11 protein-coding genes are annotated in these 11,636 nt (G+C 74.6%); 7 read left to right on the top strand and 4 right to left on the bottom strand.

Annotation, left to right across the window (positions count from 1 at the left end; genetic code table 11):
• Window positions 1-108 precede the first annotated feature (108 nt).
• Entirely contained in the window at window positions 109-585 is a 477-nt protein-coding gene (locus ABTZ91_RS01155) for a nuclear transport factor 2 family protein (RefSeq protein WP_352074988.1), read from the top strand.
• 26 nt (window positions 586-611) lie between these two features.
• Here ABTZ91_RS01155 and ABTZ91_RS01150 read toward each other — a convergent pair whose 3' ends face one another.
• The 3 genes from ABTZ91_RS01150 to ABTZ91_RS01140 form a co-directional block, all read right to left on the bottom strand.
• Entirely contained in the window at window positions 612-1,883 is a 1,272-nt protein-coding gene (locus ABTZ91_RS01150) for a DUF2201 family putative metallopeptidase (protein WP_352074987.1), read from the bottom strand.
• Window positions 1,880-3,142: an AAA family ATPase gene (locus tag ABTZ91_RS01145; protein ID WP_352074986.1), complete on the bottom strand. Its 1,263-nt coding sequence runs from the start codon at window positions 3,140-3,142 to the stop codon at window positions 1,880-1,882. Before ABTZ91_RS01145 ends, ABTZ91_RS01150 begins: the two co-directional genes overlap by 4 nt.
• A 126-nt stretch (window positions 3,143-3,268) precedes the next feature.
• Entirely contained in the window at window positions 3,269-4,690 is a 1,422-nt protein-coding gene (locus ABTZ91_RS01140) for a hypothetical protein (protein ID WP_352075275.1), read from the bottom strand.
• 354 nt (window positions 4,691-5,044) lie between these two features.
• Between ABTZ91_RS01140 and ABTZ91_RS01135 the strand changes: the two genes are divergently transcribed.
• The 5 genes from ABTZ91_RS01135 (at window position 5,045) to ABTZ91_RS01115 (ending at window position 9,432) form a co-directional block, all read left to right on the top strand.
• On the top strand, window positions 5,045-6,640 hold the full coding sequence (locus ABTZ91_RS01135; RefSeq protein ID WP_352074985.1) for a 4-coumarate--CoA ligase family protein: 1,596 nt from the start codon (window positions 5,045-5,047) through the stop codon (window positions 6,638-6,640).
• Entirely contained in the window at window positions 6,637-7,419 is a 783-nt protein-coding gene (locus ABTZ91_RS01130; protein ID WP_352074984.1) for an enoyl-CoA hydratase family protein, read from the top strand. Before ABTZ91_RS01135 ends, ABTZ91_RS01130 begins: the two co-directional genes overlap by 4 nt.
• A 1-nt stretch (window position 7,420) precedes the next feature.
• A complete protein-coding gene (locus ABTZ91_RS01125; RefSeq protein ID WP_352074983.1) occupies window positions 7,421-8,092 on the top strand; it encodes a TetR/AcrR family transcriptional regulator in 672 nt (223 codons plus the stop codon).
• A 164-nt stretch (window positions 8,093-8,256) separates the two neighbouring features.
• Window positions 8,257-8,331 (top strand): putative leader peptide, encoded by a 75-nt coding sequence (locus ABTZ91_RS01120; protein ID WP_352075274.1) that lies wholly within the window; start codon window positions 8,257-8,259, stop codon window positions 8,329-8,331.
• 45 nt (window positions 8,332-8,376) lie between these two features.
• Window positions 8,377-9,432, top strand: coding sequence for a 2-oxoglutarate and iron-dependent oxygenase domain-containing protein (locus ABTZ91_RS01115; RefSeq protein ID WP_352074982.1), 1,056 nt, complete (start codon window positions 8,377-8,379; stop codon window positions 9,430-9,432).
• Here ABTZ91_RS01115 and ABTZ91_RS01110 read toward each other — a convergent pair.
• Window positions 9,411-10,511 (bottom strand): citrate synthase 2, encoded by a 1,101-nt coding sequence (locus ABTZ91_RS01110; protein ID WP_345486466.1) that lies wholly within the window; start codon window positions 10,509-10,511, stop codon window positions 9,411-9,413. The genes ABTZ91_RS01115 and ABTZ91_RS01110 overlap by 22 nt on opposite strands.
• A gap of 276 nt (window positions 10,512-10,787) precedes the next feature.
• On the opposite strand from ABTZ91_RS01110, the gene pdxH reads away from it, so the two are divergent.
• Window positions 10,788-11,417, top strand: a complete 630-nt coding sequence (gene pdxH / locus ABTZ91_RS01105) for a pyridoxamine 5'-phosphate oxidase (protein WP_352075273.1) — start codon at window positions 10,788-10,790, stop codon at window positions 11,415-11,417.
• The last annotated feature ends 219 nt before the right edge of the window (window positions 11,418-11,636 follow it).

Here is an 11,636-nt window from a genome sequence, read left to right as displayed (position 1 = left end):
CGGCGCCCCGGAATGTGAGGCCGGCGCCCCGCCTGGCCTTCCGCCTCACATTCCGGCGGGCCGTGTCGTCGTACCGGCACGGAAGCACCCCCACCGAAGGAGTACACGATGACCGCGCGGACGACCCACGAGACCGAGATCCGGGCGCTCCTGGCGGCCCGCGCCGAGGCCCAGCAGGAGAAGGACATCGACCGGCTCATGTCCTTCTACGCCCCCGACGCCGTCTACTACGACGTCGTCCCTCCGCTGCGGTTCACCGGCGCCGACGAGATCCGCCGCAACTTCCTGCGCTGGTTCGACGGATACGTCGGCCCCATCGGCCTGGAAACGCACGACCTCACCCTCGTGGCCGGCGAGGACACCGCGTTCGCGCACATGCTCCACCTGGACTCCGGGGAGCGCAAGGGTGGTCTCCAGGCGTCGATCTGGGTACGGGAGAGCGTCTGCCTGCGCCGCTCGGAGGGCGGGACCGGCGCCGGGGCCTGGGCCATCACGCACGAGCACATCTCGATCCCGCTCGACCCGACGACCATGGGCGTCTGGCTCCCGTCCGACAAGGACCAGCCCGCCCCGGCCTGGGCGTAGCAGCGTTTCGTCACACCGGCCCGTCGTCATCCGATGCGGACCACCCGGGCCCAGTCCGGCGGGCCCTTCGGGGTGTAGTCGGGGTTGTCCTCGTTCACCCGCCGGGCCGGGCCGAGGCGGGGGAACAGGCCGACGACGGTGCGGCACGGCGGGCGGGACGGCCAGGGCGTCTGGCCGTCGGTGAGGACGACGATCACGTCGGGGCGGGGCGGCACGCGCAGGGCGGTCGCGAAGCCGGTGCGCAGGTCCGTGCCGCCCCCGCCGAGCAGCGGGATGCCCTCCACCGCGCACAGCGGATGGACCACGCCGGCCGACGCGTCGCAGGGCAGCACCCGCACGAGGTCACGGCGGCCGCCGACGGCACGGGAGATCGCCGCCACCTCCAGGAGGGCACTGCCGAGCTCGGCGTCGCTGACCGAGCCCGAGGTGTCGATGATCACCGACACCCGGGGCGGCCTGCGGCGCAGGCTCGGCAGCACGGTGCCGGGCAGGGCCACCTGGCGGCGCGACGGGCGCCCGAAGCTGTGGTCCTGGCCCGCGCCGGCTCCGGAGGCGGCCGAACGCAGTGCCGCGCCGAGCAGCCGCCGCCACGGCTGCGGCGGATGGAACGCCTCCTCCGCCCAGCGCCGCCAGCCGCGCGGCGTGCTGCCCGGGGCGCCGGTGATGCCCTGGGCGACCCGGAACCGGACCGCGTCCTGTTCCTGCTCGCTCAGTCCGTGCGCGCCGTCCGGGCCGAGGTCCCAGTCGCGCTCCAGGCCGTCGGCGCCGCTGCCGCAGTCCAGCCACGCCGCCGTGTCCGGCAGCCACGGCCCCAGCCGGAACTGCCGCAGGTAGTCCTCCATCAGATCGCCCGCCGGCAACCCCAGCGTCTCCGGCAGCACCGCGCCCTCGGGCCGTACGAGACCGTCGCCGTACACGTCGTCGTTGATCTCGCAGTCCGCGGCGATGTTGATCCGCAACCGCTCGCCCGCCCCGGTGAGACCGCGCTCGCGGACCACCCGGTCGCCGCGGCCGTGGTGGTCCCGCAGCAGGTGGGACACCTCGTGCACCCACACGCCGGCCAGCTCCTCGACCGGTGTGCGGGCCACGAAGCCGGGCGAGACGTAGCACCGCCAGTGCCGGTCGACGGCCATCGTCGGCACCCGCCGCGACTCGACGACGTGCAGGGCGAACAGCGCGGTCGCCAGATACGGCCGTACGCGTACGGCGTGGAGGCGCGCGGCGAACAGCTTCTCGCGGTCGAGTCCCGTCGTTGCCCCCACCGGGCCGCGCACCGCGCCGGTCACGGGGTCGCTCATCGGCCCGTCCCTGTCCCGGTGCCGCTCGCGGCCTTCGCCCGTGCCACCGAGCGGTCCGTCCGCCGGGACAGCGACACGGCGCCGGCCAGCCGCTCGATCTCCGCCGGGACGTCCCACTCCTCCCGCCGCAGCGCGGCCAGGGTGGTGGCCGGCACGACCACCAGGTCCGGCGCCCCCGTCTCCAGCGCGCGGACGAGCAGCACCCAGGCGGCGTCCCAGCGCTCCCGGTCCGGGCGGGACTTGACGGCCTCCACCACTCCTTCGAGGGCGGCCTGGCGGCGGTCGCCCCGCTCGGGCAGCTCCGCGTTCCGGGGATCGGAGAGCAGCAGCTCGGGGTCGGGCAGGTCCATCCGGTCGAGGCAGGCGAGCAGTTCGAGCCCGGGGCCGTCGCCCACCGTTCCCCGGACGAGCAGCGCGAGCACGTCCCGGGAGGAACCGGCGGCGGTGGCGAAGGCGATCAGGGACAGGGCCATGTCCCAGCTGCGGGGCGACGGCCAGGCACCGCCCCGCAGGCTCTCGTTGCCCGGCAGCCGGTGCACGAGCGCGGGCCGGGCCGTGAGGAGTCCGCACACCGCGCGGCGGGCGACGTCCACGGCCTTCGGCAGTGCGTCCGGGTCGAGCCGCGGGAGCGTGGCCCGGGGCCAGGTGCCGCCGAGGCCGCGGACCACCACCTCGTGGTCGTGGGTCCACTGGAGGTGCACGAACCGGTTGGCCAGCGGCGCGCTCAGCTCCCAGCCGTCCGCGGCCGAGGCGCGCGGGTTGGCCGCGGCCACGATCCGTACCTCGGGCGGGAGCCGGAGCGACCCGATCCGCCGTTCCAGTACGAGACGCAGCAGGGCGGCCTGGACGGCCGGGGTGGCGGTGGACAGCTCGTCCAGGAACAGCAGCCCGCGGCCGGCCCGTACGAGACGCACGGCCCAGTCCGGCGGGGCCAGTGGCACGCCCTGTTCCGCCGGGTCGTCGCCGAGGACGGGCAGGCCGGAGAAGTCCGACGGTTCGTGCACGCTGGCGATCACCGTGGTCAGCGGCAGGTCGAGGGACTCGGCGAGCTGGGTCAGGGCGGCGGTCTTGCCGATGCCCGGCTCGCCCCACAGCAGGACCGGCAGATCCGCGGCCACGGCCAGGGTCAGGGCTTCGAGCTGCGGGTTCGGCCGGGGTTCGGTGGTGGTGTCACGGAGCAGGGCGAGCAGAGCGGCGGCGACATCGAGCCCGGAGGCGGCAGGGGGCCGGGGGGCGGAGTCAGGGGCATATGTGGTCATAAGGGTCACCTGTGGCTGGGTGGGGCGGAAGGAGGACGTGGGGGCCGGGCGGCCGTGACCGCGGGCATGGCGGGCGGGGTACGGCGGTAGGTGTGCGGCGCGGGGACGGGCCGGGGCGGTGCTCGGTCAGCAGCGGACCGGCACCGGGGCGGCGGATTCGGCGAGGCGCGGACGTGTGCGGTGATCCCTGGGGCGGGGACGCCCCGGTGGGATCGGGCGCGCGGGCCCGCTCAGACCCGCCCGGTACAGCCCGTACGCGATCCGCCGCTCCGCCGCCGCCTCCAGGGCGTCCCGCAGGGCGCCGCCGCGCAGCACCGCCCCGGGCCCGAGCAGGCCCTCGACGACGGCAAGGGCTCCGGCGGTGTCCCCGTGGTCCAGGCGCTCGCGGACGCCGCTGAGGCACTCGGGGTGCCGGTGCGCCTCGTCGATGGCCCGCAGGCACGGCAGCGGGGGTCCGGACAGGGCGGCCAGGAGTTCCTCCCGCCGGATCTCGGCGGGCTCGTGGTCCAGCGGGGACAGGACACCGTCGACCAAGCCGATCCGGTGCAGGGACCCACGGCACTCGACGATCCGGGGCCGCCCCGGATCGTGGGGCGCCGGGCCCGGAGCCGGTTCGTGTCCCGGTACGAGGGCGGCGGCGACCAGCGGGTGGAGCCGGCCGGGCTCGATCGCGCCGGCCCGGAGCAGCTCCAGGTCGGGCGGGATCCAGGTCGCCGCGTCGGGCAGCAGGGGCAGAGCGGCGCCGCTCCGGGGCGCCGCGGTGATCCGCACGCCGGTGCGGGGGTTGGGGCTGTTGCCGACGTCGGCGGCATTGCCGTCGTCGCCCCGGTCCGGTCCGAGTTCGAGCACGAGGCGCCGGCCTCCGGCCCGTACGGCCACGGCCCCCTGCGACCGGCCCTCGGCCCGGAGCACGATCGCGGCCTCGTCCGCCCACCGGCCGACGGCGGGGCGCAGCCCGGCGGGCCCGGCCGGCCCGCCGAGGAGCCCGGCCGGCCCCTTCGGACCGGACAGCCCGAAGGAGGCCCCGGGCAGCCCCTCGGGGCCGGTCGGTTCCTCCGGATCGGACCAGGTGGGGTCGAGACCGGCGGACGGCGCCCGGTCCGCGCCCGACCTGGACCGCAGTTCGCCGGTCCGGCGCGCGTCCCACAGGTGTCGGTGCAGGTCGAAGCGGAAGCGCCGGCTGGGCCGTGGATGCGGATGCGGGCCCGTCGGCGTGAACGCGGGCGTGCCGTCCCACAGCGCCAGGCTGAGCCGCTGCCCGCCGTCCGCCCAGGCCGGCGCCGTGCGCACCACCAGGTGCACCGCGTCGTACCGGGCGAGCGGGACGGTGAGACCGGGCCGGAGGAGCCCGTCGGGGGCGACCCTGGGCAGGTGCCAGCGCAACAGGTCGGGCGCCAGGTGCCGCAGGTCGGAGCGCACCCGGGCGGCGAGGTCCGCACCCCGGGCCCGTGCGAGAGCGGCGAGGTCGAGGTCGACGTCGAAGCCCGCGGCGGCGCACGCACCCGCCCAGTCACCGGCGAGGCGCCGGGCGGTCGCCGTCTCGATCATGCCGGCCGGCACGGCGAACGCGCGCACACGCGGCCAGAACGAGAGGCGGGAGTGGGAGGAGCCGGAAAGGGAACGGGAGGGGAAACGGAAACGGGAACGGGATACGCCGTTCGCGACGAAGGACTGAGTGGCCATCAGCACTCACCTTGCGCGGACGGGACCCCCCATCTGTTCGGAGAATGAGTCGTCATCGCGGTGATCGTAGCCCTCGCCCACACGCCGTCGCCAGGCAATTCCGTAAACCATGCATGCGTGCTTGCTTGTTTCTCCGGCTGCTGCCAAGGTCTCCCCAAGTCGCACCCGCACAAGCCATCCTGTCGCCACCAACCACCCAGAGTCAGGGGGCACGCACGCATGGTGTTTCAGAGCGAGTTCGCGGATGTTCCGGTGGTCTCCCTGCCCATCCACGACGCCGTCCTCGGCGGCGCCGCCGAACGCGGGGACGCCCCGGCCCTGATCGACGGCACCGGCGGGGAGGGGGCGCTCACCCTCTCGTACGGGCAGGTCGACGCCTTCCACCGGCGGGTCGCCGCCCGACTCGCCGAAGCGGGCGTCCGCAAGGGCGACGTCCTCGCCCTGCACAGCCCCAACACCGTGCTGTTCCCGGTCGCCTTCTACGCCGCCACGCGCGCCGGTGCGGCCGTCACCACCGTGCACCCGCTGGCCACGCCCGAGGAGTTCGCCCGGCAGCTGCGCGACTCCTCCGCCCGTTGGATCGTCACCGTGTCACCGCTGCTCGCGACCGCCCGCGCCGCCGCCGAACGCGCGGGAGGGGTGCGGGAGATATTCGTCTGCGACCAGCCGCCGGCCGGCCCCGAGGGGGACGGCGTCCGCTCGCTCCAGACCTTCCTCGGCCCGACCGGGCCCGGCCCCGCACCGGACATCGACCCGGCCACGGACCTCGCCGCCCTCCCGTACTCCTCCGGCACCACCGGAATCCCCAAGGGCGTGATGCTCACCCACGCCTCCATCGCCACCAACCTCGCCCAGCTCGAACCGCTGATGCCGATGGGCCCCGGCGACCGCATCCTCGCCGTGCTGCCCTTCTTCCACGTCTACGGCCTGACGGCGCTGATGAACGCCCCGCTGCGGCGCGGCGCCACCGTCGTCGTCCTGCCCCGCTTCGAGCTCGACGGCTTCCTCGCCGCCATCGAGAAGCACCGCATCACCGCCCTGTACGTGGCGCCGCCGATCGTCCTCGCGCTCGCCAAGCACCCGTCGGTCGCCGCCTACGACCTGTCGTCGCTGCGGTACATCGTCTGTTCGGCCGCCCCGCTGGACGCGGCGCTCGCCGAGGCGTGCTCGGCCCGCCTCGGCCTGCCGCCGATCCTCCAGGCGTACGGGATGACCGAACTCTCCCCGGCGACCCACCTGGTGCCGCTCGACGCCCGGAACCCGCCGCCGGGCACGGTCGGCAAGCTGCTGCCCTCCACCGAGATGCGGCTGGTCTCCCTGGACGACCCGGCGAAGGACGCGGCCCCCGGCGAGGAGGGCGAGATCGCCATCCGCGGCCCGCAGGTCATGAAGGGCTACCTCGGCCGGCCCGAGGCCACCGCCGCCATGGTCGACGCCGACGGCTGGCTGCACACCGGCGACATCGGGCGGGTCGACGAGGACGGCTGGCTGTTCGTCGTCGACCGGGTCAAGGAGCTCATCAAGTACAAGGGCTTCCAGGTCGCCCCGGCCGAGCTGGAGGCCCTGCTCCTCACCCACGAGGGCGTCGCCGACGCGGCCGTCATCGGCGTACGGGACGCCGAGGGGGCCGAGGTCCCGAAGGCGTTCGTGGTGCGCCAGCCGGCCGCGGCCGGGCTCACCGCCGAGGAGGTCATGACGTACGTCGCCGAGCGCGTCGCCCCGTACAAGAAGATCCGGCAGGTGGAGTTCATCGACACCGTGCCCCGAGCGGCGTCGGGCAAGATCCTGCGCCGAGAACTGAGGGACCGCACATGAGCCCGCACACGAGTCCGCACACGAGTCCGCACACGACCCCGCACGCGACCCCGCGCACGAGCCTCGTCGCCACCGCCCACGAGCGCGGGATCACCACCCTGACCCTCGACTCGCCGGCCAACCGCAACGCCCTGTCGGCGCCGCTCGTCACCGAGCTCGCCGAGGCGCTCACCGCCTGCGCCAAGGACCCGGCGGTACGGGCGGTGGTGCTCGCCCACACCGGCAGCACGTTCAGCGCCGGCGCCGACCTGAAGGCACCGCCCGGGCCGTACGCCTTCGTCGACCTGCTCCGGCAGATCGTCGAGCTGCCGAAACCGGTGGTGGGCCTCGTCTCCGGCCACGCCCGGGCCGGCGGGCTCGGGCTGCTCGGGGCGTGCGACGTGGTGCTCGCGGCGGACGGCTCCGACTTCGCGCTCACGGAGGTACGGATCGGGGTCGCGCCCGCCGTGATCTCGCTGACCCTGCTGCCGAAGCTGGAACCCCGGGCGGCGGCCCGCTACTACCTGACGGGGGAGCGCTTCGGCGTGCCGGAGGCCCGCGCGATGGGGCTGGTCACGGCCGGCGCGGACGAGCTGCCCGGGGTCCTCGACGGGCTGCGCGCGGCCTCCCCGCAGGGGCTGCGCGAGGCGAAGCGCCTGGTCACGGCTAGAGTCCTGGCAGCCTTCGAGCGCGACGCGGAGGAACTGGTCCAGTTGTCCGCCTCGCTGTTCGCCTCGGCCGAGGCACGCGAAGGGATGACGGCCTTCCTCGAACGACGGGACCCAGCATGGCGGATGTGACATGGCGGACGTGACCGGCCCCCGGGACGGCGCCGGAAGCGGCCTCCAGGACGGCCCCGGGAGCGGCGGCGCCAAGGCCGGCCCGACCGGTGCGACACCCGCCAAGGCCGGCCCCAAGCAGGACAGGAGCCGCGCCACCCGGCAGCGGCTCCTGGAGGCGGCGGTGGCCTGCCTGGCCGAGCACGGCTGGGCGGGCTCCACCGTCGCCGTGGTCGCCGAGCGGGCCGGGGTCTCGCGCGGTGCGGCCCAGCACCACTTCCCCACCCGCGAGGACCTGTTCACGGCGGCCGTCGAGTACGTCGCCGAGGAACGCTCCCAGGCCCTGCGCACCCTGCCCACGCAGGACCGCCGCTCGGTCGTCGCGGCCCTCGTCGACCTCTACACCGGCCCGCTCTTCCGCGCCGCCCTCCACCTGTGGGTGGCCGCCTCGAACGAGGAGCAGCTGCGCCCCCGCGTCACGGAGCTGGAGGCCCGGGTGGGCCGCGAGTCGCATCGCATCGCCGTCGAACTGCTCGGCGCGGACGAGTCCCGGCCGGGCGTCCGCGAGTCCGTGCAGGGCCTGCTCGACATGGCCCGTGGCCTCGGCCTCGCGACCCTCCTCACCGACGACCGGGCCCGCCGCGAGCGGGTGGTGGACCAGTGGGCGCGGCTGCTCGACGAGGCGCTGGGCTGAGGGCGGCGCGCGCCGGGACGCTGGGCTGAGGGTGGCGCGCCCGGACGCTGGGCTGAGGGTGGGGGTCGCTCGGCGAGGCGCGGGCTGAGGGCCGCTCGGCGAGCCGCCGGCCGAGGAGCGCGCGCGCCGGGGCGGCGCCGGAGGCCCCGCAGTACGCTGGTCGCATGCCTGCGCTCGTACGTCGCCGCCACGTGGATCTGCTCCGCGTCGCGAGCTCGGGGTGTACGGGTCGTCTCTGACCCCGTCGCCCGGCCCCTTCTCGTACCTCTTCGCGGACGCACGCCATGAGCCATCCCTCGCCGTACCCGTCGTACGCCTCCCAGCTGCCCATCGTCGACCTCGCCGCCGCCGGACGGGGCCCCCAGGCCCGTCGTCTGCTGCACGCGCAGCTCCACTCCGCCGCCCATGACGTGGGCTTCTTCCAGCTCGTCGGGCACGGCGTCACCGAGGCCGACACGCGGGCGCTCAACCGCGCCATGCGGGCCTTCTTCGCGCTGCCGGAGGCCGAGCGGCTCGCCCTGGACACCACGAACTCGCCCCACTTCCGCGGCTACACCCGCGTCGGTGACGAGCGGACCGGCGGGGCGCGGGACTGGCGGGACCAGTTGGACATCGGGGCCGAGCGGCCCGCGCACGTCCCCGGGCCCGGGGAGCCGCCGTACTGGTGGCTGCAGGGCCCGAACCAGTGGCCCGAGGCCCTGCCGGAGCTGCGGCTCGCCGCGCTGAACTGGATCGAGCGGCTCTCCGGGGTCGCCGAGCGGCTGCTGCACGAGCTGCTCGCCTCGATCGGCGCCCGGCCCGACTTCTACGACGACGTCTTCGGCCCGCGCGCCCACCCGCACCTGAAGCTGGTCCGCTACCCGGGCAGCAGCGGCGACGAGGGCGACGACCAGGGCGTCGGCGCGCACAAGGACTACGGGTTCCTCACGCTGCTGCTCCAGGACCAGGTGGGCGGCCTGCAGGTGGAGCGGGAGGACGGGGTCTTCCACGACGTGCCGCCGCTGCCGGGCGCGTTCGTGGTGAACCTGGGCGAGCTCCTGGAGGTGGCGACCAACGGCTACCTCGTCGCCACCAAGCACCGCGTGGTGTCGCCGCCGGGGGCGACGGAACGGTACTCCGTGCCGTTCTTCTACAACCCCCGGCTCGACGCCCGGATCCGCCCGCTGGAGTTCCCGTACGCCGCCGCCGCGCCCGGCGTCACGGCCGACCCGGCGAACCCGCTGTTCGCCGAGTACGGCCGGAACGAGCTGAAGGGCAAGCTCCGCGCCCACCCGCTCGCGGCGGCCCGCCACCACGCGGACCTGCTCACGGCGGCGGGTCAGCCGGCGATGTCGGCGTAGCCCTCGATCTCGCGCGGGTCGCGCTGGCCCGGGCCCACGTAGCGCGCGGACGGGCGGACCAGGCGGCCGGTGCGCTTCTGCTCCAGGATGTGCGCCGACCAGCCGGCCGTGCGGGCGCAGGTGAACATCGAGGTGAACATGTGCGCCGGGACCTCGGCGAAGTCGAGGACGATCGCGGCCCAGAACTCCACGTTCGTCGCCAGGACCCGGTCCGGGCGGCGGTTGTGCAGCTCCTCCAGGGCGGCCTTCTCCAGCGCCTCGGCGACCTCGAAGCGGGGCGCCGCGAGCTCCTTGGCCGTGCGGCGCAGGACGCGGGCGCGCGGGTCCTCGGCGCGGTAGACGCGGTGGCCGAAGCCCATGAGCCGCTCGCCCTTGTCGAGGGCCTGCTTCACGTAGGCCGTGGCGTCGCCGGTGCGCTCGATCTCCTCGATCATGCCGAGCACCCGGGACGGGGCGCCGCCGTGCAGCGGGCCGGACATGGCGCCGACGGCGCCGGACAGGGCGGCGGCCACGTCGGCGCCGGTGGAGGCGATGACGCGGGCGGTGAAGGTGGAGGCGTTCATGCCGTGCTCGGCGGCCGAGGTCCAGTAGGCGTCGACGGCCTTGACGTGCTTCGGGTCCGGCTCGCCGCGCCAGCGGACCATGAACCGCTCGACGACCGTCTCCGCCTTGTCGATCTCGCTCTGCGGCACCATCGGCAGGCCCTGGCCGCGCGCCGACTGGGCGACGTACGACAGGGCCATGACGGCGGCGCGGGCGAGGTCGTCGCGGGCCTGCTCGGCGGAGATGTCCAGGAGCGGTTTGAGGCCCCAGACCGGCGCGAGCATGGCGAGCGCGGACTGGACGTCGACGCGGATGTCACCGGAGTGCACCGGGATGGGGAACGGCTCGGCGGCCGGCAGGCCCGGGTTGAAGGCGCCGTCGACGAGCAGGCCCCAGACGTTGCCGAAGGAGACGTGACCGACCAGGTCCTCGATGTCGACCCCGCGGTAGCGGAGGGCGCCGCCCTCCTTGTCGGGCTCGGCGATCTCCGTCTCGAACGCGACGACTCCTTCGAGTCCGGGTACGAAGTCAGACATGAGGCGGCTCCTCTGCGCGATGTGGCGTGACGCCGGTGTGATCGATACGTCGATGCGATCGATGATCAATCATCCCGGCGGCCGGTTGGCGGAACGGAACAGTGATCCAGCGGATGAGTCTGTACGGTTCCGATGATGCGGGGAAAGGTGACATCCGGCACAGTGCGCCGTTCCGGCGACGAAGGATTAGCGGAACGCGGTGGCGGGCAGACTGGGCGGCTACGGCAGGATGGCCACGTGACCGACGCTCTCGATGACGCTCTCGATCCCGCCGACATGCGCGAGCAGTACCGCACCATGGAGCTCGACGTGGCGGACCTCGCACCCGAACCCGTCGAACAGTTCGCGCGCTGGTTCAAGGAGACCGCCGCCAACCCGGCGATCCACGAGCCGAACGCGATGGTCGTCTCCACCGCCACCCCCGACGGCCGCCCGTCCTCCCGCACCGTGCTGCTCAAGCACTACGACGAGGCCGGATTCGTGTTCTTCACCAACTACCACTCCCGCAAGGGCCGGGAGCTGGACGCCAACCCGTACGTCTCGCTGCTCTTCCCCTGGCACCCGCTGGCCCGCCAGGTGATCGTCACGGGCCGCGCGGCGCGCACCGGACGGGACGAGACCGTGGCGTACTTCCGCACCCGCCCGCACGGCTCCCAGCTGGGCGCCTGGGCGAGCCGGCAGTCCTCGGTGATCGCGTCGCGGGCCGAGCTGCTCGCCCGCTACGAGGAGCTGGCCGCCCGCTACCCGCAGGGCGAGCAGGTGCCGGTGCCGCCGGAGTGGGGCGGCGTCCGGGTCGTACCGGACACCGTGGAGTTCTGGCAGGGACACGAGAACCGGCTGCACGACCGGCTGCGGTACGTGCGCGAGGGCGACGGCTCCTGGCGGGTCGAGCGGCTGTCCCCGTAAGCCTTCTCGCGCCTCTCGCGCTTCTTGCCTGGGGAACGCAGACGACCCGTGGGCCTGGGTCCCGTCCGCCTAGGTCCGGACGGGAGCCGGCCGGACTGACCGGCGGCCCACGGGTCGGGTGACTGCGTTGGTGTCGGCAGAGGGCCTGCCGAGGTGCACAAGAGTGCGACGGCAGGCCTTAGCCCGCAGTCACCTCACGAGTCCGAAAAGAAACCATTT

The sequence above is a fragment of the Streptomyces sp. NPDC126499 genome, assembly GCF_040302485.1.
Lineage (GTDB): Bacteria > Actinomycetota > Actinomycetes > Streptomycetales > Streptomycetaceae > Streptomyces.
Note: the sequence above shows the minus strand (reverse complement) of the source record. Positions and strands in the feature narration are given on the sequence as shown.